Below are 25,273 nucleotides of genomic sequence, written 5' to 3'. Positions count from 1 at the left end.
TATTGCCCGTTTTTTTCTCTTAGACCGGATTTTGTAATTTGTCCGCCGTTACTCAATTTTCACCCACTGTTACGATGAAATCAATTATTGTAGTCATCTTCATACTTGCCGGTTTGAGCGATGCAGCATTTGCCCAGAATATTGCACAAACGGAAAGCAGATATAAAGCGGCGCTTGGAGATTATAAACAAGGACGTTATGCCGCAGCAGTGGAGAAACTTTCGCCGTTGACAAGTGTCAATTCAAAAACCACCTTCTCAGCCTACGCACATTACTATTATGCGCTTTCCGCTTACCAATTGAAGCGTTTCAGGGAGAGCAAGCAAATGTTACTGCAATTGCAGAGCCGCTATCCGGGTTGGAACCGTATTGCCGAAGCGCAGTATCTGCTTGGTGCCATAGCGCTGGAAGAGGGCAAGACCGATGAAGGACTGGCTCATTTGGCCAAAATAAAAGATTCTTCACTGGCTAAGGATGTATTTTCTTTAAAACAACATTATTTCGGCTCCATTACTGATCTGGCCAAACTGAAAGGACTGCAAAAGCAATATGCGGATGATCGGGACATTGCCTTGACGCTTGTCCACTTTATAGAAACTTCCCCAAGCTCAACACAAACTGATTTCCAGATCGCGGAGCAGCTTCAAAAGCAATTTAAATTTAGTAAAAAAGAAAAAGTTGCCGTAGCAGAAGAAGCGCCGAAGCGCAGCATTCCAAAATCCGAAGGGCAGTGGACAAAAGGTTACTATGATGTTTCTGTGCTCCTTCCGTTTCGCTTGGATGAATTTAGCACGGGCAGGCGTCGTTCGAACCAGTTTGCTTACGACTATTACCAGGGCCTTATAATGGCCAAAGAACAGCTTGCCGCTGAGGGAATAAGCGTAAACCTGTGGGCATATGACGTGGGAGCTGATGCCAAAACGGTTGAGCCGATTGTTGAGAATAAAAATTTTCAGCAATCTGATATGGTGATCGGGCCGTTGTATCCTGCCACATTCGACGTCACTTCCAGCTATGTTGCCAATGGCAGGGCTATCATGCTTAATCCATTGTCAACCGATGGCAATCTCTTGAAATCAGGCTCTAATATTTACCTGGCGCATCCATCTATCGCTTTTCAAATGCAAAAAGCGGCGCAATGGATGAAAACGCAGGCGATGGGATTGTCCGCGGCGATCTATTACGGTGGAACCTCGAAGGACTCTGCAATGGCATTTTCATATGCCAATGAATGGAAGAGTAAGGGAGGGAAAGTGCTGGAAATGCTTAAAATCCAATCATCCCGTGAGTGGCTGGAAAACAATCTTTCCACTTTTGAAACCACAAAACCATCCCACATCGCCCTGTTCTCCACCGACGGTTCCTCCGGCGCAATGTTGATGGAGGTGTTGAATGCACGCAAATTGACAACCACTCCGGTCCTGAGCACATCCACAAGTTTCAGCGCGCAGCAGTCCAGGCTTAACCGCTATGCGTCGCGACTTTACCTGATTGATACGGATTATGTAGACCGTGAAAAGGAGAACATTCGTGAGTTTCAAAAGAATTATTGGAACAAAACGAACACTTTCCCATCCGTTTACTCTTACCAGGGATTTGACCAGCTGTTGTTCTTTATGCGTATGCTTGCCAAGCATAAGGACCGGTTTCAGGATGGCTTGCAATCCGCACGGCCGGCAGGTGATGAATATCTTTTGTCAGGATTTAATTTTACAAAAGCAAACGAGAACCAGATTACACCTGTTTTGAAACATAACGGGTCCAAATGGACGCCAGTAGACAGGTAACCTAAATTAGCGTATCCAATGAACATTGCAACGAGTCAGCATCTTTTTGAGAAAGCACAACACTTCATTCCTGGTGGCGTAAATTCTCCCGTCCGCGCATTTCGCGCAGTAGGCGGTTCACCCGTTTTTATCAAGTCAGCTAAGGGGCCTTATGTTTATGACGAGGATGATAATGAGTATATAGAGTTAATCAATTCCTGGGGCCCGATGATCCTGGGACATGCTAATGAATTGATACAAAAGGCAGTTTACGATGCCATTCAACATTCATTCTCTTTCGGCGCACCTACTCGCAGGGAAGTGGAAATGGCTGAGCTGATCGTGAGTATGGTGCCTTCCATCGAAAAGGTAAGAATGGTAAATTCGGGCACCGAGGCTACAATGTCTGCGATCCGGGTGGCCCGAGGTTTTACAGGAAGAGACAAGATTATCAAATTTGAAGGCTGCTATCATGGCCACGGCGACAGCTTTTTAATAGCAGCTGGCAGCGGTGCAGTCACTTTCGGCACACCGGATAGCCCGGGTGTTACAAAAGGTGTGGCAAATGACACATTAACAGCACCATTTAATGATCTGGAAGCAGTTCAAACGCTCGTTAATGCCAACAAAAATGCAATTGCCGCATTGATCCTTGAACCTGTGGTTGGTAACATGGGATGCGTCCTTCCGGCCGAAGGTTTCCTGCAAGGTTTGCAGAAAATTTGTGATGAAGAAGGAATTGTTCTTATCCTGGATGAAGTGATGACCGGCTTTCGTCTTGCAAAAGGCGGAGCGCAGGAAAGATTCGGAATAACCCCGGATTTAACAACGTTAGGAAAAATAATAGGTGGAGGAATGCCCGTAGGAGCATATGGAGGCAGGGCCGACATTATGAACAAGGTTTCGCCAGCCGGTCCGGTTTACCAGGCTGGAACACTGTCAGGCAACCCGATTGCGATGGCAGCGGGGCTTACCATGCTAACCTATCTCAATGATCACCCGGAAGTTTATACGCAACTGGAAGCATCGGGAGAGAAGCTATCGACTGGTTTCAAAGCATCCATACAGAAGCTCGGCTTGAATTATACATTGAACCACATCGGCTCGATGTACACGCTCTTCTTCACAGACCAGCCTGTAACAGATTTTCCGTCCGCAAAGTCCTCGGACCTTCCCCTGTTCGGTCGGTATTTTCATGCAATGCTGGATAGAGGCATCTACATGGGCCCATCCCAATTCGAAAGCATGTTCCTATCCACCGCACTGGAAGACAAACATTTAGACAAAATCATAACAGCCAATGAAGAATCTTTGAAAGAGATTTTGAGCTTATAATCTCCATTCACTCATTCGGTCACTCACTCAATAAAATGCGCCAATACTCCATCATCATCCCTGTCTACAACCGTCCCGACGAGTTGCAGGAACTGTTGGAATGTCTTGTTCAGCAGACGGTTAAGCATTTTGAAGTGATCATTGTGGAAGATGGCTCGAAGATTAAGGCGGATGCGGTTGTCAGATCTTTTGAAGATAAACTCGACATTAAGTATTTCTTCAAAGAAAACGGCGGTCAAGGCTTTGCGAGAAACCACGGCTTCGAGCGCGCTACGGGTGATTATTTTATCCTGCTGGACTCCGATGCATTAATCGAGCCGAATTACCTGGCTGTGGTCGAGCATAAATTAAACACAGATTACGTCGATCTGTATGGTGGCCCTGACACGGATCATCCATCATTTACGCCTATACAAAAAGCCATCAGCTATTCAATGACCTCCGTTTTCACGACGGGGGGGATCAGGGGAAAGAAGAATAATATGGGTGGGACTTTCCACCCAAGAAGTTTCAATATGGGCCTTTCCAGGCAAGTTTGGGAAAAAACGGGAGGATTTTTAACAAGTCGGATGGGAGAGGATATTCTGTTTAGCATTGTTGCTTTACGACTCGGATTTCGCTCTGCACTGATCCCGGAAGCATTCATTTATCACAAGCGCCGCACGCAATTTGTGCCGTTTTTCAGGCAACTGAAATTTTTTGGAAGAGCCAGGATTAACATTGCACGATTTTACCCGGATGAACTGAAACTCGTGCACACATTCCCACTGCTTTTTACCCTGGCAGTTTGCAGCATCCCCCTTTGGTTCCTGATCTTCAAGCCATTCTTCTATCTGGGCCTGATTGGATTAGCCACATACATTGCACTTCTTTTTATAGATGCATTCAGAAAAACAGGAAGCGCTCAGGTCGCGCTTCTGGGCATAGGAGCTGCTTTTGTCCAGCTTTTTGGCTACGGAATTGGCTTTATGGAGGAGGGATGGAAACGGCTTTTCGAAAAAAAATCGCACCGGGAAACCGGCGCGACCATCGAATACCCATCATAACATTGGCGTCCAAATTATCGGAAACCCGGGGTTGAAACCCCGGGCTAGAGTATATATTATATCTGACGATATTATCTCGAGTCTCTCGCATTGTGATTATATCATAATCATTCAGATACTATAACCTGGGGTTTCAACCCCAGGACGCTAGCTGGCTAGCAGGATGTTCTGCTGCTGTCTGGCCGCATGATCCGCCATCTGTCCAGCCGATAACCCGCCAGAGACCCACCAGCCCACCATCACAACGCCTTCTGACAAAAGTAAACGATCTCCTCACCGGGCAAAGCATACCGGCTAACCTCAGCTTTCGTCAGCTCATCCATGACAAATCGGTCCTCCTTCACTGTAAAACCGCCTTTTTCCAATTCCCGGCCGTAATTTCTTCCAAACAGCCTTAAATGGTCGTTTTGTAGAAAATACTTTTCACGCTCTTTGGGATCCGTAATCGTAGCATCTTCATAAGTCACTTCATACTTCATATCCTGTGGCGATTGGATCAGCGCCCAGCCGCCAGGTTTTAGAACTCGGTGCAGCTCGCTCATCGCCAGAATATAATCGTCCACGTGCTCCATTACGTGATTACAAAAGGCAACGTCAAAGGTATTTTCTGGGAACGGAATCGAATGAATATCCATCTTCACCTTCGCCAGTGGTGACTCAATGTCAGCTGTAATATAATCCAAGTTTTTCATGTGCTCGAAGCGATCGATGAAGCAATATTCTGGTGCTACATGCAGGACTTTGAGATTGGCGGTGAAGAAATTGGTTTTTCTTTTAAGGTATAAACCCATTAATCTGTGTCGCTCTAAGGAAAGGCAACTAGGGCAAAGTGCGTTCTCACGGCTGGATGTATTGCGGCCATAGGGCAGAAATTTCCGGTAACGGCTTTCGCAAACAGGACATTCAACCTGATTACCAATATAAAAAATGCTGAGAAAACGGGCAACCCAGTGACCGACCAGTTGCAGATAGGGACGGGGAATATACCTTAATACTAAACTAATGATGGATTTCATTAAATCAATTAACTAAAAATTAATAATTTTAGGATCATAATAAGGAAAAAAGTAATAAATGATTCCATCAATCGATCCGAAACCACCTGGCAAAAGGCTAATTAAACGAATGTCGACGCGCACCAAATGGATGATATTAGCTCCATGCGGCCTGTTGATTTTCAGTTTCGGCCTTACCGTCCTGAGCGAGGCAGCACACCAGCGCCGGACGGGAGTTCCTACGCAGGTTTGGGTTGTTTTAGGATTGTATAGTCTGGCGTTGATCAACGGTGGCCTCATCATGTTTGGCGAAGCCCTCCGGTTCCGGATACTACTGGACGTCCGCAGGGAAACCCGGCGCAGCATGCGTCAGCTTGTTCGGAAAATCAACATTAAGTCTGCCAGCAAACACAAGCCCGGTAAAAAAGCAAAAAGCCCTACCAAAACAGATTGACAGGGACTAGTTGATTCCTTTCGTAGATGCTAAAATTATTTCTTATTAGCTTCAAACTGAGCCTTTATTGCTTCAACATCAACGTTGCGTACTTCTGGCTTGCGTAAAAGATCTTTGATTTTCGCTGTGCGGTTATTAGCTACTGCTTTGTTTCTGCGACTCTTACGTTTTAATTCCGTAACTCCCATTGTAAAATATTGTTTTGTGAAAGAGCCGCAAAATTAATCATTTTCATGTAAATAATGCAGACAATAGTCACAAATATTGCCTAACCTGCCCTAACTTTACGGTTAAATTGGCCTACAAGCCAAATTAATTACAAATACTGACACCAATTGACGTTCGATAGCCGGCAACTTCATGTGCCGGTTCATCGCTTTCAGGTTCTGGTGCGCAGTACATTTACCGAATGAATTCAATGAGTAAACCATCCCTTGCCCGCGGAACCCGAGACTTCGGTCCCGAACAAATGGCAAAACGTACTTTTATTTTTGACACCATCCGCCGCTCTTTCCAACGATATGGATTTTTGCCCCTGGAAACACCAGCCTTCGAAAACCTCTCGGTTTTAATGGGCAAATATGGCGATGAAGGCGATCAGCTTTTGTTCAAAATACTGAACTCCGGAGATTTCAGCGGAAAGCTCACCGACGCCGACTGGCAGGAAGGATCCAAACCATTAACTTCAAAAATTTCTGAAAAAGGACTGCGTTATGACCTTACGGTTCCCTTCGCCCGATATGTGGTGATGAACCGGGGAACGTTGGTAATGCCTTTTAAAAGATATCAGATCCAGCCTGTCTGGCGCGCAGACCGTCCGCAAAAAGGCCGTTACCGCGAATTTTACCAGTGCGATGCAGACGTTGTAGGAACCGATTCGCTGCTTTGCGAAGCGGAGATCGTTTTGCTTCTGCACGAGATTTTACCTGCATTGGGGATCAATGATTTTACAGTAAAGATCAATAACCGGAAAATCCTCACGGGCATTGCGGACATGATCGGCGCGCATGGGATGGAAGGCCCGCTTTGCGTTGCGATTGATAAATTAGATAAAATTGGAAAAGATAAAGTCGTTGAAGAGCTCGTTGAACGTGGTTTTTCCAGCGAAAGTGTTACGCAACTTGACCCTGTTTTTAGCCTTTCCGAAGGCGACGAACCGTTTACAGCTTTGAAAAACTGGCTGGGAAGTTCAGAAATTGCAATGAAGGGCGTGCAGGAATTGGAAGAAGTCTGGGATCTCGTAAAAACCTTCGGGCTGGAAAATCCGAAGATCCAATTCGATGTAACATTGGCGCGCGGCCTTTCCTATTATACAGGGGCTATTTTTGAAGTGAAAGCGAACAATGTTCAAATTGGCAGCATTTCCGGCGGTGGCCGTTATGATAATTTGACGGGCACTTTTGGCGTTTCAGGCATTTCCGGCGTGGGCATTTCGCTCGGCGTCGACCGGATTTATGATGTGATGGAAGAACTCAATCTCTTTCCGGAAAACCAAAAGACGGCAACTAAGGTTATGATTTCAAACTTTGACCAGCCAGCATTTCGTTTTGGGCTGTCCATCTTGCCAAAGCTGAGAGCAGCAGGCATTAATGCTGAAATTTACCCGGATTCGGTGAAGCTCAAAAAGCAACTCGACTACGCTGACAGAAAGAACATTCCGTTCGTAATTCTTATCGGTTCCGATGAAATGGAAACCGGCCAGCTTACTTTGAAAAATATGAAAACAGGTGAGCAGCAGAAGCTAGATACCGACGATATCATTGCGTCACTCGCCGAAACCAATAACTAAACTTAACTTACAGACCAAACCGTTGCTTAGCGGAAGCCCACAACACAATGAATGACAACATATTAAGAATTGCAATACAAAAATCCGGAAGGTTGAGTGAAGACTCTTTAAAATTGATCAAAGAGTGTGGGATCAGGTTTGATAATGGTGCCGGAAAGTTGAAAACCGATGCTACAAATTTTCCTGCTCAAATACTTTTCTTGCGGGACGATGATATTCCTGGGTATGTTGAAGACGGCGTGGCGCATCTGGGCATCGTGGGCGAAAATGTTTCTGAGGAGTCAAATCGGGACGTGGATACGGTTCACAAACTCGGTTTTTCCAAATGCAGATTGTCGATCGGCGTTCTGAGGGAACATGACTATAATGATGTCACGGACCTGGAAGGAAAGAGCATTGCTACGACTTATCCGCGTTTGTTGGAAAAGTATTTGAGTTCGAATAATGTTAAAGCACAAATCCACGAGATCAGCGGATCAGTTGAAATTGCGCCGAGCATTGGTTTGGCGGATGCAGTTTGTGACATTGTAAGTTCTGGCAGCACACTTTTGAGCAATGGCTTGAAAGAGGTGGAAACCATTTTCCGCTCAGAGGCGGTAATGATTGCAAGCAAGCATCTTTCGGAGGTACAAAAGGATCTTTTGGATCAATTGCTTTTCCGGATCAAGTCTGTTCAGGTTGCGAAGAATAACAAATATATTTTGCTCAATTGCCCCACCAGCGCCGTAGAGAGCATTACCAAGTTCCTGCCCGGCATGCGTGCCCCAACGATCCTGCCGCTGGCCACAGACGGCTGGTGTTCCTTGCATTCGGTGATCAATGAAAATGAGTTTTGGGAAAATATTGAGAAAATCAGACAAGCTGGTGCAGAGGGGATTCTGGTTATTCCAATTGAAAAAATGATCTTATAATTGTATGAATATTATTCCATTTCCTGAAAGAGATCAATGGCCCGCATTGTTGGCCCGCCCCGTTCAGGAAGCACAGGATATTGAAGCAAAAGTAAATCCCATCCTTGATAAGGTTAGGAAAGAGGGTGACGAAGGCATTAAGGAACTGGCGCTGAAATTCGATAAAACAGTGCTGGATAACATTGCTTTCACAGAAGCAGAACTGAGTGGCGCTGCTGACAAGCTGGATGAGGCTTTAAAGAAAGCCATCGAACAGGCTTACAAAAACATTTACAAATTTCACGAAGCCCAGCTCCAACCCGCCGAAAAGATCGAAACCATGCCCGGCGTTACTTGCTGGCGTAAAAGTGTTGGAATCGAGAAAGTAGGGATATACATTCCGGGTGGTTCCGCGCCATTGTTCAGCACTGTATTAATGCTTGGAATCCCTGCCAAAATTGCGGGTTGTAAGGAAGTTGTGTTATGCACGCCTTCGGATCATCCGGCGATTTTATATGCAGCGCAGTTAGTAGGCGTTACCAAAGCATTCCGGATAGGAGGGGCGCAGGCTATTGCGGCAATGGCTTATGGAACGGAATCTGTTCCAAAGGTTTACAAGATTTTTGGCCCTGGTAATCAATATGTTACCACGGCTAAAATGCTGATCAGCAAGGAAGGCATCGCCATTGACATGCCTGCGGGACCATCGGAAGTGGCTGTTTATGCAGACGACAGTGCCGTTCCTGCATTTGTTGCAGCCGATCTTTTATCCCAGGCCGAGCACGGTCCGGATAGCCAGGTATTGCTTGTTTCTACCAGCAAAAAGCTCTTATCAGCTGTCAATCTCACATTATCCTCGCAAATGGACAAGCTACCCAGACGCGATCTGGCTGCTCAATCCATTGCCAACAGCAAAGCCATCCTGCTCGATAACGACGAAGAAGCGGTTGACCTGCTGAACGAATATGCAGCAGAACATTTAATTTTAAGTGTTGAAAATGCAGAAGCCGTTTCCGAGAAAATAGTCAATGCAGGCTCAATATTCCTGGGCAATTATACACCTGAATCATGCGGTGATTACGCCTCAGGCACCAATCACACATTGCCTACCAACGGCTATGCACGTGCATATAGCGGTGTTTCTGTTGATAGTTTTGTAAAAAAAATCACCATACAGAACATTACTAAGGAGGGAATCCAGCAAATTGGCCCCGTTGTGGAAGCCATGGCAGCAGCCGAGTCACTGGATGCACATAAGAAAGCAGTTAGCATCAGGCTGAAAAGTCTTTTGTAAGAATGAATTTTTAATGCTGGAAAAATGTCTTAAATTTGGGGACATTTTTCAACTCAATCAAAAGAGCGATGACAGCATACTTGGTTAATGAACGGCTCGGAGGTTATGGCATTTTGAAACATGCTGTAAAAAATGATTTCGATCTTGCCTACCTCGCAGCGAATGGCGTGCCGAAAGCATCCATTCAGCATCTGGCGGATTCCGTAGGCATGGATGTGAAAGATATCATTGCATTATTGCCTGTAACATCCCGCAACCTGCAACGTTACAATGATGTAGATCTGCTCAGCAATGTTGTTTCAGATCATCTCATTGCGCTTGCAGATCTCTTTTCAATAGGGGTTAGAGTGTTAGGTAAAGAATATTTTTTGGATTGGCTCAACAATGAAATTCCTGCTTTGGGGCAGGAGAAACCCATTAGTTTTCTGCGTACACACGCAGGCATAGAACTGATTAAAACAGAGTTGGGACGAATCGAACACGGTATTTTTGCTTAATGGAGCTATTTAGGATTACACGCACTATTTATAAAGACGATTTGACTGGGATTGGCGCTTTTCACCACGGTGGAAGGTGGAACTCGCCCGGCAGACCAATGCTCTACGCGTCCTCGCACAGGTCGCTTGCCATGCTGGAAGTGCTGGTTCATGCCAGCCGGTCCACGCCGCCTCCGGACTATGTGGTTGCTGTGCTTTTTGTGCCTGATGACATTAAATCGCTCGCTGCATACACCGTAGAAGACTGGAAACAGGATCCGCAATGGAGTAAGTCGGTGGGTGACGAGTGGCTGGAAGACAGTAAATCGTTGCTATTGAGAGTTCCGTCGGTGGTGGTGAATTCGGAGTATAATTATTTAATCAATCCGTCGCATCCTGCTGCCAGTGAGGTGAAAGTGGTTCATATGAGCCATTTGAATTTGACAAACGACTATTCTTCTTTTCAAAAAAGTAAATAACCGCATCCGAGCGATATAAAACGGACCGCATGAAAAATACATTTGACCTTACTAAAATTCTTCGTCCGCATATACTTTCACTAGCGCCCTATTCCTCGGCAAGGGATGAATACACCGGGCATTCAGGTATTTTCCTGGACGCTAATGAAAATCCTTACGGCTCGGTGACGGAAGAAAATTACAACCGCTATCCCGATCCTTACCAATCTGAAATCAAACATAAGCTCGCGCCAATCAAGAACATTGGCATCGACCGTATTTTCCTGGGAAATGGAAGCGACGAGCCGATAGATCTGCTGACAAGAGCGACCTGCACACCTGGTCAGGACCACGTTATCATCTTGCCGCCGACTTATGGAATGTATGAAGTAAGTGCCTCCATTCACGACGTCATCATTGATAAAGTGTCATTAACGACAGATTATCAAATTGATGTGGAAGCAGTGCTTAATGCAGTGACGCCGAAAACCAAGATCATCTGGATCTGCTCACCTAACAATCCGACCGGTAATGTTATGCAGGCTGATGCCATTCAGGCGATCCTGGAAAATTTTGACGGTCTGGTGGTTGTGGATGAGGCCTACATTGATTTTACGGATACGCCTTCCTGGATTCAGCATTTGGATCAATACCCAAATCTGGTGGTGCTGCAAACATTCTCCAAAGCCTGGGGACTAGCAGGGATCCGTGTGGGAATGTGCTTCGCCAGCCCGGAGCTGATCCGCATTTTAAACAAGATCAAACCGCCTTATAATATCAGCCTGCCAGCTCAGAAAGCGCTATTGGAAGGATTGGAGGGAATTGATAAAAAAGACAAAATGATCGCAGAAATTCTCAAAGAAAGGACTTCTCTGTGTAACATGTTAACGGATTTATCGTTGGTGATAAAAGTGCATGCAACTGATGCCAATTTTCTACTGGTGCAATTCGATGAAGCAAAGGCAATCATGGATTATCTGATCAGCGAAGAGATCATTGTCAGGGACAGGTCCCGGGTTCATCTTTGTGACGGTTGTTTGAGAATTACAGTTGGCACGCAGGAAGAAAATGAAGCATTAATAGACTCTTTGAAAAAATATCAATCAAAAAGCGTGACGGTGTAGCACGCTTTTTGATAAGAGCACAAAAATTCAATATCCCCGATAAAAACTCATTATGAAGAAATTAGCCTTAACGTTTGCCTTTATCCTCAGCTTTGGTTTTGCACACGCTCAATATGACAACTGGGCAGTTGGTTTTAAATTGGGAGAGCCAACAGGGATCAATATTCGTAAATATTTCAACAACATTCATGCGCTGGACGTAACGATAGGGACTTATGGCGGAATCTTGTCCAACGACCGTAAGTACAGAGGTGATGAAGGAATTTACAAAAACGCCGGCGTTTCCTTGCAAGTGCATTACTTATGGCATACGCCGCTTTTCAATTCTGAAGCCGTGCACGTTTATTACGGATTAGGTGGACAGGTAAACAGCCGCAGATCTTACCCAAAACGCTTGAATGGCAATTATGAAAAAGACATTTCACTAGGCGGATCGGTTCTGGGTGGAATTGAATATTACATTCCTGATAACCGCATTTCTGTTTTTCTGGAAGGCGGAACCTATCTTGAACTGCTTCCAAGACCATTTTATCTAAGCCCTAACATTTCAGGAGGCATTCGCTTCAACCTGTAAGGTGTTTAAGGTTTATAGTTCATCGGCAGGGTCGGGGAAGACGTATACGCTTACCAAGGAGTATCTTAAACTTGCCCTGCACTCCAACTCAGATACTTATTTCAGGCATATATTAGCTGTCACATTCACGAATGCGGCAGCTAATGAAATGAAAGACCGCATCCTGCTTATGCTGCGGATCTTTTCAGATTCCTTCAATTCGGATGCCGATCCACATCCCATGCTCCGTGATGTGGTAACGGAAATGTATCCGAATACGCTTCAAGATCAAGAACTTTTCCAGGGTGCCTGCCAGCTGATCGCCGGTCGTGCACAACTCGTTTTCAGGCAAATCCTGCATCGCTACTCCGATTTTTCGGTAATGACGATCGACAAGTTCACTCAGCGGCTGATCAGCAGTTTTACAGACGAACTTGGGATCCCGTTTATCTTCGAAACACAACTCGACAGCGATTTACTGGATGATGCCGTAGACCGCTTGCTCGCACGTATCGGGCAGGATGGCGAAGAAGTGCTCACAGAAATCGTCGAAAGATATTATCGTGAAAACGCCGAAGAGGGGAAAAGCTGGGGCACCTTACCCATGCAGATCCGCGGCACGGCTGGCACATTGCTGAGTGAGCAAAGTTACATGCAGATGAAGCGAGTGGAGGATCTTAAAATGCAGGACTGGATCGCCATACGGAACCAGATGCGCACCTTTGTTCGCGAACGTGAAGCGCATCTGACGAAACTTTCAAAAAATGCTTTTGAATTAATACAATCTACTTTCCTTACCGAAAAAGATTTTCACCAAAGCGGGAGAGGCATTTATGGTTACTTTCGCGACAGGGCCGAAGGGAAAAAAATTTGGGCGGAGCCTAATTCCTACGTTTACAAAACCATTGGAGAAGGGGTTTGGTATGGCGCCAAAGCCCCAGTCTTAATCAAAGACGAAATTGAGAAGGTAAGGACCGATCTTGAAAATTATTTTCACCAGATCGAGAACATCCGGACTTCCGAAACGCAAAAAATTACGCTTTACGGGCAGCTGGACAGGCACATTTATAACCTGTCATTGCTGGGTGAGATTAGGAAGGAATTTGATGCGCTTTTGAAACAAAATAACCAGGTCCACATTTCAGACTTTAACAGGAAGATCGTTGAAATCGTGGCGCGCGAGCCTGTTCCGTTTATTTTCGAGCGGTTAGGGGAGCGCTACAACCATATTTTGGTAGATGAGTTTCAGGACACATCCAAGCTGCAATTTGCCAATTTGCTCCCGCTGATTGAAAACGCATTATCAGGTGGGTTCTTCAATCTGATCGTTGGCGATGCCAAGCAGTCGATTTACAGGTTTCGTGGCGGCGATATGGACCTTATTTTACATCTCGCCACCAGCCAGGTGATGGCGCTGGCGACTGTGCTGGGGAACAGTTCGTATAATGCCGAGCGGTTACTCAGCCTGGATAATTATCTGGATGTAAATCATTTGAAAGTTAACCGCCGCAGCCGTCGGGAGATTACGGATTTCAACAACAACTTTTTCGCCTTCGTTGCCGAAACGGTCGGCGTAGAGAATGTGCTTATCCAGGATGTTTATGACCAGAATTTCCAGCAGGAGATTCCTGATAATGTGCCGAATGGCGGCCATGTTGAAATTGAGTTTCTCGAACTGCATGAGGAAAACGACGAGACGGAAGGGATCGGAGCCACCGACAGCATTGTCAGGCGTTCTTTGGAACTGGTGAATGAGTTGAAAACGCAAGGTTACGATTGGCGTGACATGGCTATTTTATGCAGGAAAAAAAGGGAAGCAACTGCCCTCGCCAGCACGCTCAAAGAAGCAGGATTACCCTTGATATCGGACGACGCGCTTTCATTGGGCTATTCCAGATCAGTGCATTTTATCATTTCATTTATGAAAGTGCTGCTCAGCTCCGACCACCGGTTGGCGCGTTACGAGGCAGCTTATTTATTTCATCACGTTGTCAGAAGAGAGAATCCTGCGGCGAGCGAATACGAGCAGATACGTATTTTGTGCGAAGAAAGCGGTTTGGATACATTTCTGGAATATTTCAAAAAATGGAACATTAACCTGAGCTCATTCAGAATGCGGCAATTGTCTGTCTTCGAATTGAGTGAGCAGCTGATGCAGCGTTTCGGATTGTTTGCAAACCATTTCGAGAACGAATATCTGTTCCGTTTTCTGGATGTGGTGATGGATTTTGGAAACAGAAAAAGCAATCACCTGGGCGATTTCCTTACTTATTGGGAGTCGGCAAGGCATAAGCTTTCTATAACGATCCCAGACGAAACCAATGCCATCCGCATTACCACCATTCATAAATCGAAAGGTTTGGAATATCCTGTGGTGATCGTGCCCTATGCACATTGGAAAGTGACGCCTAATGCCAAGCTCGACCGCCTATGGCTTGATCTGGATGATGTCCATTATGATGAACTTGCATTGGCCAATCAGCCCGAGAAAAAGCTGAGGAGCTCAATGGTCTCGGTCGTGAAAGACCTTGAAAACACAGCCGTTGCCACGCAGTATACTGATGAGCGTACACGCACATTGGTTGAAAATCTGAATTTATTATATGTAGCTTTTACCCGTCCCGTGCAGCGCTTGTATATTCTGGCCAAACGCGAAAGAAAGTGGGAAGCGGGGCAGCAGGTTAGCAACTGGCTGCAAAATTATCTGACCCAGGAGGGTGTTGAGCCTGCCTGGAATGAAAGTGAATCAAAATATGTCATTGCTAATGGCCATAGCGAGCCCATGCACGCGCATAGGAAGTCTAATGCACAGCCATTTGTCCTCAACCACATTCTAAGTAACGATCGCACAGAATCCTTGCGCCTCAGAAGAATGGCAGACCGGATCTTCGATGTGGAAACGTTTGAACCTAAGCATGACCGTTTACAAAAAATCCGATATCTGTTAACCCGCCTCAAAACCATTTCCGACCTGCCCCTTGCCTTAGACCGGCTGGTGGGCGAAGGGATTTTTACCAAAGCAGAAACAGCAGCGATTGAGGCGCAAACAAGGGATTTATTGAGTGATCCCGAACTGTCAGATCTTTATCAAGACACTGGCAAGGTGCAGACAAACAAAGACTTATTAATACCAGGAGGCAAGTTGCTGCACATTGACCGGGTTGTTGAGCAAACGAGCGGCGAGTTCATTTTCATGTCATTCGTGGGCGGGAGCAATGCCGACGAGCCGCGCAGGCATTTGCGGAAGCTGATCAAAACATACGACGGAGCGGGCAAGAAGTCACGCGGTGTGCTGATCACGCTGGAAAACGAACTGGTTGAATGGGTTACCGCAAAATCGAGCGAATAGGACAGTTCGAAGTAGAAGTAGTTTATATTTGATATCCGCTAAAATTCTATTAAATAGTTAAGCGAAACGCTTCATATCAAGAGCAGTTTCCTTTTTTTTCCTGATATTTAGCGGAAATTGCTCAGCCAGTCCATTCCGCTATTTGTCGTTTATGCGCTTCTCTTTCCAACAACAGATTTTAATTGGTATAATCTTCTCTATTGTTTTAGTTGTTGTCGTAGGGCTTACGTCTTACAATGCGATAAGGATGCAGCAGGAAAATACCGGCTGGGTGAGCCATACCCGGGAAGTAATGGCCATTTCAACGAATGTCCGGAACAAGCTGCTTACTGCGGAATCCAATCTTCGGGGATACGCGCTCACTAATAATGTACAGTTCGAGAACAATTACCGCCAGGCCGCCGACAATGTATGGCAGCAACTGGATGCCATGCGGAAATTGGTAAAAGATAATAGGCTACAAGTGAGCCGGCTGGATTCACTCATGCCGATCATGCAAGTGCGGCTGGATCTGATGGATCAGCAATATGAGCTGCTCAAAGCCGGAAATGTTAAGCCCGACACCATTAAAGCGATCGTCTTAAAAGGGAAAGTCCTTTCTTCACAGATCGATTTTGTTTTTAAACGAATTGAAAACCAGGAAGAAGGCTTGCTTGCAGAGCGTGAGCAACTTGCTGCCGACAGCTCAGCGGAGGCGACACAATACATTGTTTTTGGAACGCTCGTGTTCCTATGCGTCGTCTTCCTGCTTTACTATTTTATCAGAAGGACCTATAATGCACAGATCGCTTCCGAAAATGAGACGATTAATGCTAATAAGCAGCTCGAAAAGTTGTCGATTGAGGATCAGGAAAAGAATTGGATATTAAACAATGCAGTTAGACTGGCAGAAGCCATTCGCGGAGAGCCTACACATCGCGAACTGGCGCGCAAATTTTTAAACAAGCTTGTAGAGGTCACCGGCTCGCCGGTAGGAACCATGTATCTGGTTAACCGCTCGAGAGATCTTTTACAGCTCGCCAGCACTTATGGCATTGACGGCGCTGCGTCTATTCCGGATGAAATCAAATTTGGCCAGGGGATGCTCGGGCAAATGGCAGCCGACCAGGTAGGACTGAGGAAAGTGGAAGTCCCTGCCGCATATTTTAAAATTGCGAGCACGACGGGAAGTGCCGACCCTGCATTGGTTTATATCAAAACCGTTTCATTTGAAGGCTCGGTGACGGCGGTTATAGAAGTGGGTTATCTCAATGATCCCGGAGATAAGGTTTCCAAATTATTGGAAATGGTTTCGGACAATGTTGCCGTTGCCATCGTGGCTGCACATGCGCGTGAGACCACCAATGAGCTGCTTGAAAAAACCCAGCTGCAAGCGGAAGAACTCGAAAGCCAACAAGAAGAACTGCGGGTTACGAACGAGGAACTCATGCGCCAGACGCAGCTTTTGCAAGTTTCGGAGGAGGAATTGCGGGTGCAGCAGGAGGAGTTGAAACAAATTAATACCGAGCTTGAAGAAAAAGCTTTTATGCTGGAAGAGCAAAAAAGCACCATCGAGGAAGCGCGTGACCAGATACAAATCAAAGCCGACGAACTCGAAAAAAGCGGCAGGTTCAAAAGCGAATTCCTCGCCAATATGAGCCACGAGCTCAGGACCCCATTGAACAGCATTCTCATCCTTTCCCGAATCCTGGGCGAAAACAAGGGAGCGAGGCTCAACGAAGAAGAACAGCGCTATGCTTCTGTAATTTTCAATTCAGGCAATGATCTGCTGACATTGATCAATGACATTCTCGATCTTGCAAAAGTAGAATCGGGTAAGATAGAGCTGATGCACGAGCATGTAAGCACAGAGCTTTTGTTATCCGAGGTCAGAAACACATTTCAGAAAATAGCGGAGAACAAAGGACTGGAACTTAAAATCGAAAAATCCGAGTCATGCCCTGACACGCTGTTTTTGGATCAGGTCAGATTGTTGCAGATCATTCGGAACCTTGTTTCCAATGCTGTGAAATTCACCTCGGCGCCGGGCACAGTTTCACTGAATATCAGACAAGAAGCGTCACATTTGTTTTTCGAAGTTTCGGACACCGGCATTGGGATTGCGCCGGAAAAACAGCAGTCCATTTTCGAAGCTTTCCAGCAGGCCGACGGCTCTACCAGCCGGAAATATGGCGGAACGGGACTGGGACTTTCTATCAGCCGTGAGCTCGCTAATTTATTCAAAGGCTCGATTTCTCTAAGAAGTGAAGCAGGGGTAGGATCAACATTTACATTAAAAATACCCGTACAAGACCAGGAGCCGGCTTCGGAAGCCGCAGCAACGCCTCTTGAAATGGTTGAAATCCAGAAGCCGGTGGCAAAAGTGCCGGAGCATGAGAATGGCAAAGAATACCGGTTGCTACTGGTTGAAGATGATGAGATTTTTGCAGCGGATATGTCGTCCAAAGCACGGGATAGCGGTTTTGAAGTAGTAGTAGCCGACACAGGCAGGAAAGCCATGGACCTGGTGCAGAGTTTCCAGCCCACGGCCATCATTCTGGATATGCATTTGCCCGATATGTCCGGGGATGAAGTTTTGAAAGAACTGAAAGCAGACCCAAAAACAAGTCTCATTCCTGTTCACACGGTTTCTTCGGGTTCCTATCTGGACATGGATATGGTCAAAGAAGGAGCGATCGGGTTTATGCAAAAGCCCGTGGACGAGAAATCGGCGGAGCATATATTTACTTTGCTGAAACTGGAATCCGGCAAGACCGAAAAGCAAAAAATCCTGCTTATAGAAGACGATCAGTATCAGAGCAAGTATCTGGGTGATTTCCTGACTGCGAACAACATTTTTGTACTATATGCATTTTCAGCAGCCGATGCATTAGCTATACTCGATACAAAAACGGTCGATGGCATCATTCTGGATATCCGGCTTTCGGACATGAACGGACTCGATTTGCTGGACGAGATCAAGAAACATTCAGTCTGGAGCGCAGTGCCTGTTGTGATTAATACAGCGGAGGATCTGGACCAGGGGGACCTTACACGTGTAATGAAATACGCGCATCCGGTCGTGATGAAAACCAAGAAGTCGAATGAGCGGCTGTTGGATGAAGTAAAATTGTTCCTGAAAAATATTCAGCCCAAAACATTCAAAGGACTTGAGAAACGGGATGCATTCAGCAATCCGGTAGTCCATTCGGAAAATGTTTTTGTAGGTAAGAAAATACTGGTCGCGGACGATGATATGCGCAATATATTCGCTTTGAGCGCGGTGCTCGAAGAGTCGGGTTTCAAGATTGAAATCGCTGCAAACGGCCGGGAAGCTATTGAAAAACTGGAAGATACATCCCAAATAGATCTTGTTCTGATGGACGTCATGATGCCGGAAATGGATGGGATAGAGGCGACAAGGAAAATCAGGGAAGTGCCTAAATGGGCTAACCTGCCGATCATTGCGGTAACGGCCAAGGCGATGCAAGGCGATAGGGAACAATGTCTTGCGGCAGGTGCCAATGACTATATTTCCAAACCTGTGGACGTGGATAAGTTGCTGGCATTAATTAAAGTGTGGCTGCATTCGGCCTGACATATGGTTGTTTTAGAATATTCACAGCTCGAAGAATTGATCATCCGCATACGTGACATTTCCGGTTTCGACTTTTCCGGTTATGCACGACCCTCACTTTTGAGAAGAGCGGGCCGTTACCTGGCTAAATACGGCATGGACCTGGACGAGCTCATACAACACATCGAGCCTGGCGGAAGCATTGTATACGACCTGATCCAGGAACTGACGGTCAATTATTCTGAAATGTTCCGCGATCCCGAATATTTCAAAAGGGTAAGGACGGAAGTTTTTGGTTACCTGGAATCTTACCCGTCACTGCGGTTCTGGGTGGCCGGATGTGCATCAGGCGAAGAGGCGTTCTCAATGGCAATCCTGCTGAAAGAGGCCCAACTCATGAGCCGTTCGCTGATCTATGCAACTGATCTGAGCAACAAGGTCCTTGCTTCGGCCAGGGAAGGAGTTTTTACTCTGGGAAACGCAAGATCATTTTCCGAAAATTATCTCCTGGCAGGGGGAAATGGCTCATTGTCAGATTATTACCATGTCGCTTACAATAAAGCCATTATATCCCCGGAATTGCGGAAGAACATTGTTTTTTCATTGCATGACCTTACCGGTGACGGGGTTTTCAATGAGTTTCAATTTATAAGCTGTCGCAATGTAATGATCTACTTTACACTCGAACTGAGGCAGCAGGTTTTCAGGCTTCTTTACGATAGTTTGAGCATGTTAGGGTTTCTTTGTTTGGGAAAACGAGAAACATTACGTTATTCGGGGTTAGAAGCCCATTTCAAAGTAATTGACAGTGCACTGAACATTTATCAGAAAATCAAATGAACAGCGCGAAAGATGAATCGCTGCGTCTTGTACTAATGGGCGGCTCGTCAGGAAGCTTTGTGATCCTGGAAGACATTATTAAACTTTTAAAGGGACCGATCTCGTTTGCCGTTATTTTCGTATTGCATAGGGGAAGATACAGTTCATCGGTGTTGCCTGATTTATTTAAAACAAAAACCGATGTTCACATGAGCGAACCGCATCATCTTGATCCGATTACCTCGAACACCATTTACTTTGCATTGCCGGATTATCATCTTCTGGTCGGAGACGATCATCGGTTCTACTACGATCATACAGAGCCGGACTTTTTCTCTCGACCGTCTATTGACGCAACATTCATGTCGGCGGCAATGTCGGGCATTCCCCTGAAAGCCGCTATGCTGTTTTCAGGATCAAGCCAGGACGGGGCGGCGGGATTGAAGCTGCTGGCTGAGAAGGGCTGTCCGACCTATGTGCAGAGCCCGGCGTTTGCGGAATTTCCGCGTATGCCGGAAGAAGCATTATTAAAATATCAAAAGCACAAGCTGTTAGAGGAGAATGGGTTTTACGAAACGATCAGCGATCTACTTTCATAGAATAAATTAAGATGGAAAACACAAAAATTCTGCTGCTCGACGACCGTGAAGAAAACCTCATTTCGTTGAAAGCGATTCTAAGCCGGGATGATATCGAGATTTACTCCACAACTTCTGCCAACGAAGCATTGCGCATAGTATGGGAAAATGAGATTGCGGTGGCACTTGTCGACGTCCAGATGCCTGGTATGGATGGCTTTGAATTTGCAGAAACCTTGCTTTCCAATCCGAAGACCAAAGAAATTCTGATCGTTTTTGTGACCGCCATTTCGAAAGAAACAACCTATGCGGTGCGCGGGCTCAAAACCGGCGCGATCGATTATCTGTACAAACCGCTGGACCCGTATATAACCAATGCTAAGGTCGACTCGCTGATCAGGCTGGCCAGGAGCCAGAAAGAGATCCGTGACAAGAACAAATTGCTGGAAAATTACGCAACAATTATTCTCAATTCTCCCGACATTATCGCAACCGTTGAACCGGAAACGGGCAACATTATTTCTATTAACCCATCAGTTGAAAAAATTCTTGGAATATCTCCCAGTCACTTGGTAGGAACCACAATCCTGGATCTGCTGGTGGAACCGGGAAATGCTTCTTTACGTGAGGTTTTGGTCAGAAAGAGCTACGTGGGCGGTGAAACCATCGTCGTGGAAGACCGCTTTTTCGGGCGGTTAAGGCAACCTGTCTGGCTCGAATTGCGCATTATGTATAAAAACAGGCTCCTGTTTGTAAACCTGCATGATGTAGAAAAAAGGAAAGAGCATGAAAGAGCATTAATCGACGCACAAAGCCTTGCCGAGAAAGCCCGGAAAGCGAAGGAATCATTTCTTGCCAACATGAGCCATGAAATACGTACACCGCTTAACGGTATCATCGGGCTCGGGAATCTGCTCAGCGCAACATCCCTCGACGCATCGCAGCGCGACCTGATCGATATGCTGCGCCAGTCGTCCGGATCCTTGCTCAACATTCTGAATGACATTCTGGATATATCCAAAATTGATGAAGGGAAATTCTCTATTATCCCGACGTCCACTGACCTCCGTGTGCTCGGAAAAGGGATTATTGACCTGATGCGCTTTAAAGCAGATGAGAAAAAGCTGAACCTCAGCCTGGCTATCGACGAAAACCTTCCGGAATGCGTAATGGCCGACGGAATGCGCCTGAACCAGATTTTGCTGAACCTGGTGGGCAATGCATTAAAATTCACACAGGAAGGTGGAGTCGTTTGCCGTGTGGATCTGATCTCAGAAACGCAGTTTGGCCACAAGATCAAATTCAGCGTCGACGATACAGGCATAGGCATGTCTGAGGAGCACCTTGCCAATATTTTCTCGGAGTACGGACAAGCTTCCGAAAACACATCACATCAATACGGAGGAACGGGCCTTGGGCTGACAATTTCTCAAAAGCTCGTGCGGCTGATGGGCAGCGAGCTGGAAGTGAACAGCAAATCCAATAAGGGAAGCCAGTTCTTTTTTACCTTAATCCTGCCGGATGCCAATGAAAAAAGCGTTGAGCCAAAACCTTCGGTAGCATTCCAGGATTTGCCGCCATTTACGGGGAAGACAGTCCTGGTAGCCGAGGATAATCCGATCAACGCACTGCTTTTGAAAAAATACCTGAAAACCTGGCTCCTGGATGCGACCATGGTTTTGAATGGTAGGGAAGCCGTTGATGCATTAAGAGAAAAGAAATATGACCTGATCATTATGGATACAAGAATGCCCGAAATGGATGGCTTTCAGGCCGCAAGCTTTGCCCGGAAGCAGCTGATGATTCAAACGCCCATTTTATCGCTTTCGGCCACGGTGTTGCCTGAGGAAATTCAGCAGGCCCTAGCGTCGGGTATGAACGATACATTATCCAAGCCATTTGAGCCGGAAAAACTGCACAAGAAGATTGCTGCCTTGCTGGGAGAGGAATAGCGTTGGCACACGATCAGCCGGAAACATTTTCCCAAATGTGGAGAGTCTTATTCATCGCAACGATTTCATCGCGACGATTTATTTCCGTTTGCAGTAATGATTGGTGGAAGGATTTCGTTTACAAATTATCCATAATCGTCAAGCTTAGTTAAAATGAAAATCATAAAATACAGTTGGTGTCTACTGCTGCTGGCTGCCCTCGCTGGATGTAGTTCCTCAAAAACCATGACATATGAGTCGAAATGGAATGCACCTTTCTCATATGTGGATGAAGTCAAACCAGATCAGCAGGATCAGAAGTCCAGGCTCAGATACGGAATCATTAATGATGAACATTACGTTTACCTGACCCTGAAAACCAAGGATCCGACCACCATTCAAAACATCCTTTCCAGCGGCCTGAAAATCTCTTTCAGCCCCGACGGACAGAAAAAAGACCAATACTCACTGCTGTTTCCGGTTGTGATGAAAGAAGATAGGAAAGCGCTGAAACGCGTGGATACCGATCTTCCCAACAGCCTCGGACTCGACCTGCTTCTGGATTCGTACAACAAAGAAGCCGTTTGGAAAGACAAGCAAGGCCAGCATTTCATCAATCTGGTGGCACAGGACGGCAGCATCAAGTCCAAGATCCTGATGGACCAGAATCGAGAGCTCACAGAACAGATTGCAATCCCGTTCAGCCTCATGGGCGTGAACGCCAAAGAAACCGCAATGCTTGGTGTTAACATTAAAGTGGATGGACAATCGTCACAATCCGGATTCAGCCCGCGCATTGGCATAGGTTTAGGGGGAGGAATCGGAATGGGTGGCGGAATGGGTGTAGGCATCGGATCGGGCGGCTATAACTCGCGTTATAACGGCAACGACCGTAATGTGGACATCAAGCTTGAAGTTCAGCTTGCCCGTGCTAACTAGCATTGAAAATGAAGTCCGCCGGCGTTCCGGCGCTCCGGCGGACCAAAACGGTAAATTGTGAACAAGAGCAACATTAAGAGAGCATTCGGTTATTTAAAGTTCAGAAGAAACTTCATCAGATACAGCCTCAATAAAGCGCGCAGTTACGAAATCGTGCTTTTCTGGTTGAAAAGTGTACTCACAAGATCTCAGTTCTTGATCCTGTCGGGTATCCTGGTCGGCATCACCTGCGGCCTTGCGGGCGTGATCCTCAAATCGCTCGTACATTACATTCACTATGTAATTACCTACAAGGTCTACTTCGAGCAGCAGGTTTTCTTTTATATTTTATTTCCCTTTCTGGGAATTGTCATCACGACGCTGGTTGTGATTTTTATATTCAAAGGGCAGGACAAAAAAGGCATCCCCGTAATCCTGTACGAGATCGCACAGAATTCGAGTGTGGTCTCTTCGGTCAAAATGTACTCTCAGATCGTTCAAAGTGCCATCACCGTGGGGTTGGGTGGGTCGGCCGGTTTGGAGAGCCCTATCGCAGTTACAGGAGCTGCAATCGGGTCCAATTTCGCTCAGACCTACAAGCTGGATTATCGCGAGCGGACATTGCTGCTCGCAGCGGGCGCAACTGCCGGGATTGCCTCTGCTTTCAACGCGCCTATCGCAGGCATGATGTTCGCCTTTGAGATCTTGCTGGTAGGTGTCGTATTTTCTGATTTTATCCCGTTGGTCGTTGCGGCAGTTTGCGGAAGTCTTATCTCAAAAATCCTGCTGCAGGAAAATGTTTTATTCCAGTTCAAAACGCGCAACCCGTTCGATTATCACAACATTCCGTTCTATTTAATTCTCGGCGTCCTGTGCGGACTTTACGCCCGGTATTTTGTTTTAATAGCCAAATACATTGACGAGTTTTTTCACGGGCTGAAACTGACACGGATCAGAAAAGCCATGCTCGGAGGCGCGATCCTGTCGGTGTTATGCGTGCTCTATCCGCCGCTCTTTGGCGAAGGTTATGACACGATCAAAGCCATTACAAACGGGCAGATGCAATCGGTTATTGAGAACAGTTTATTCCGCTTCATAGGCTACCGCGAATGGGTCGTTGTAGTCTTCGTCGCACTCGTCTGTTTGCTCAAAGCATTCTCTGCTTCGATCACTATTTTCAGTGGCGGGAATGGTGGAAATTTTGCGCCGTCGCTTTTCGCGGGCGGGTCGCTTGGCTACGTGTTTGCGCTCATCTGTGTGCAGGTCGGCGCGACCGATGTGCCCATCAATAATCTTGTGATCGTTGGCATGGCGGGCGTCATGAGCGGCGTGCTTTATGCGCCCTTAACCGCGATATTTCTGATCGCCGAATCTACTTCCGGCTACGATCTTTTTATCCCCTTAATGATCGTTTCGGTCATCTCATATTTGATGGCGAAATGGTTTTCACCGATCTCTCCCGACCTCAGAAAACTGGCTGAGCAAGGCAAGATTTTCACGCGCGAGCATGACCGGAATTTGCTCTCGCTGCTGCACATTCTGGACCTTATCGATAAGGACATTCAGACGGTAAGCCAATACGCAACACGCGAGGAGCTGGCCGAGCTTGTAAGGGTAGGAAGGCGCAATATGATCTCGGTGGTGGACGCGGATAAGAAACTGGTTGGTACAATTTCTCTGGACGACATCCGGCCGCTGCTTTTCAATCCGGAGCTGTATGATATGCTCACCATTTCAAACCTCATGAAAGTCCCGTCCGTAGTCATCAGCGACTTCGACAGCATTGTAAGCGTTGTTAAAAAGTTCGATGAAACGGGTGCCTGGAACTTGCCCGTTGTGAAAGTGTCCGGGGAGTTTGTAGGGTTCATTTCTAAGTCCGCAATCCTGAACAGTTACCGCCAGTTGCTGCGCGCACATTCGGGCTAGAAATCCACGCATAAGC

Annotated in this window: 20 protein-coding genes; 18 read left to right on the top strand and 2 right to left on the bottom strand. The window is 46.4% G+C overall.

The features are described 5' to 3' along the window. Positions 1-74: 74 nt before the first annotated feature. The 3 genes from G395_RS0103755 to G395_RS0103745 are packed head-to-tail and all read left to right on the top strand — an operon-like array spanning position 75 to position 4,147. The gene (locus tag G395_RS0103755) at positions 75-1,787 is read left to right on the top strand and encodes an ABC transporter substrate-binding protein (protein ID WP_026628855.1); all 1,713 of its coding nucleotides are present in this window, start codon (positions 75-77) and stop codon (positions 1,785-1,787) included. An 18-nt stretch (positions 1,788-1,805) separates the two neighbouring features. Beyond that, entirely contained in the window at positions 1,806-3,101 is a 1,296-nt protein-coding gene (gene hemL, locus G395_RS0103750) for a glutamate-1-semialdehyde 2,1-aminomutase (RefSeq protein WP_026628854.1), read from the top strand. Positions 3,102-3,136: 35 nt separating this feature from the next. After that, a complete protein-coding gene (locus G395_RS0103745; RefSeq protein ID WP_026628853.1) occupies positions 3,137-4,147 on the top strand; it encodes a glycosyltransferase family 2 protein in 1,011 nt (336 codons plus the stop codon). Positions 4,148-4,386: 239 nt separating this feature from the next. On the opposite strand, the gene G395_RS0103735 is transcribed toward G395_RS0103745, so the two are convergent. Continuing rightward, positions 4,387-5,163, bottom strand: coding sequence for a class I SAM-dependent methyltransferase (locus G395_RS0103735; protein ID WP_026628852.1), 777 nt, complete (start codon positions 5,161-5,163; stop codon positions 4,387-4,389). A gap of 109 nt (positions 5,164-5,272) precedes the next feature. Between G395_RS0103735 and G395_RS0103730 the strand changes: the two genes are divergently transcribed. After that, complete coding sequence (locus tag G395_RS0103730; protein WP_229203952.1) at positions 5,273-5,596, top strand: hypothetical protein; 324 nt, start codon at positions 5,273-5,275, stop codon at positions 5,594-5,596. A 35-nt stretch (positions 5,597-5,631) separates the two neighbouring features. On the opposite strand, the gene G395_RS32365 is transcribed toward G395_RS0103730, so the two are convergent. After that, a complete protein-coding gene (locus G395_RS32365) occupies positions 5,632-5,784 on the bottom strand; it encodes a hypothetical protein (protein ID WP_169719995.1) in 153 nt (50 codons plus the stop codon). Positions 5,785-6,014: 230 nt separating this feature from the next. Between G395_RS32365 and hisS the strand changes: the two genes are divergently transcribed. The 14 genes from hisS (at position 6,015) to G395_RS0103655 (ending at position 25,257) form a co-directional block, all read left to right on the top strand. Beyond that, positions 6,015-7,385 carry a histidine--tRNA ligase gene (hisS, locus tag G395_RS0103720; RefSeq protein WP_026628850.1) on the top strand — a complete coding sequence of 457 codons (1,371 nt, stop codon included), beginning with the start codon at positions 6,015-6,017 and terminating at the stop codon, positions 7,383-7,385. 47 nt (positions 7,386-7,432) lie between these two features. Next, on the top strand, positions 7,433-8,296 hold the full coding sequence (gene hisG / locus G395_RS0103715; RefSeq protein WP_026628849.1) for an ATP phosphoribosyltransferase: 864 nt from the start codon (positions 7,433-7,435) through the stop codon (positions 8,294-8,296). A gap of 4 nt (positions 8,297-8,300) precedes the next feature. Then, the gene (gene hisD, locus G395_RS0103710) at positions 8,301-9,569 is read left to right on the top strand and encodes a histidinol dehydrogenase (RefSeq protein WP_026628848.1); all 1,269 of its coding nucleotides are present in this window, start codon (positions 8,301-8,303) and stop codon (positions 9,567-9,569) included. Positions 9,570-9,637: 68 nt separating this feature from the next. Beyond that, positions 9,638-10,066, top strand: coding sequence for an Xre family toxin-antitoxin system antitoxin (locus tag G395_RS0103705; protein ID WP_026628847.1), 429 nt, complete (start codon positions 9,638-9,640; stop codon positions 10,064-10,066). Beyond that, complete coding sequence (locus G395_RS28445) at positions 10,066-10,524, top strand: RES family NAD+ phosphorylase (RefSeq protein WP_051349960.1); 459 nt, start codon at positions 10,066-10,068, stop codon at positions 10,522-10,524. The genes G395_RS0103705 and G395_RS28445 overlap by 1 nt, the downstream gene beginning before the upstream one ends. Before the next feature lie 29 nt (positions 10,525-10,553). Next, a complete protein-coding gene (gene hisC / locus G395_RS0103695; protein WP_026628846.1) occupies positions 10,554-11,627 on the top strand; it encodes a histidinol-phosphate transaminase in 1,074 nt (357 codons plus the stop codon). A 52-nt stretch (positions 11,628-11,679) separates the two neighbouring features. Next, complete coding sequence (locus G395_RS0103690) at positions 11,680-12,201, top strand: hypothetical protein (protein WP_026628845.1); 522 nt, start codon at positions 11,680-11,682, stop codon at positions 12,199-12,201. Position 12,202: 1 nt separating this feature from the next. Continuing rightward, positions 12,203-15,529 carry a UvrD-helicase domain-containing protein gene (locus G395_RS0103685; RefSeq protein WP_026628844.1) on the top strand — a complete coding sequence of 1,109 codons (3,327 nt, stop codon included), beginning with the start codon at positions 12,203-12,205 and terminating at the stop codon, positions 15,527-15,529. Between the two features lie 247 nt (positions 15,530-15,776). After that, entirely contained in the window at positions 15,777-19,106 is a 3,330-nt protein-coding gene (locus tag G395_RS0103680; RefSeq protein WP_229203950.1) for a response regulator, read from the top strand. Positions 19,107-19,109: 3 nt separating this feature from the next. Beyond that, positions 19,110-19,925 carry a CheR family methyltransferase gene (locus G395_RS0103675; RefSeq protein WP_026628842.1) on the top strand — a complete coding sequence of 272 codons (816 nt, stop codon included), beginning with the start codon at positions 19,110-19,112 and terminating at the stop codon, positions 19,923-19,925. Next, a complete protein-coding gene (locus G395_RS0103670; protein WP_026628841.1) occupies positions 19,922-20,503 on the top strand; it encodes a chemotaxis protein CheB in 582 nt (193 codons plus the stop codon). The genes G395_RS0103675 and G395_RS0103670 overlap by 4 nt, the downstream gene beginning before the upstream one ends. A gap of 11 nt (positions 20,504-20,514) precedes the next feature. Further along, positions 20,515-22,434, top strand: a complete 1,920-nt coding sequence (locus G395_RS0103665; protein ID WP_026628840.1) for a response regulator — start codon at positions 20,515-20,517, stop codon at positions 22,432-22,434. Between the two features lie 225 nt (positions 22,435-22,659). Continuing rightward, the gene (locus G395_RS0103660; RefSeq protein ID WP_229203948.1) at positions 22,660-23,352 is read left to right on the top strand and encodes a hypothetical protein; all 693 of its coding nucleotides are present in this window, start codon (positions 22,660-22,662) and stop codon (positions 23,350-23,352) included. A gap of 57 nt (positions 23,353-23,409) precedes the next feature. Beyond that, positions 23,410-25,257: a chloride channel protein gene (locus G395_RS0103655; RefSeq protein ID WP_026628838.1), complete on the top strand. Its 1,848-nt coding sequence runs from the start codon at positions 23,410-23,412 to the stop codon at positions 25,255-25,257. Positions 25,258-25,273 lie beyond the last annotated feature (16 nt).

Origin of the sequence: Dyadobacter alkalitolerans DSM 23607 (assembly GCF_000428845.1) — a bacterium.
Classification (GTDB): Bacteria; Bacteroidota; Bacteroidia; order Cytophagales; family Spirosomataceae; genus Dyadobacter; species Dyadobacter alkalitolerans.
This window is presented reverse-complemented; position numbering and strand designations above follow the sequence as displayed.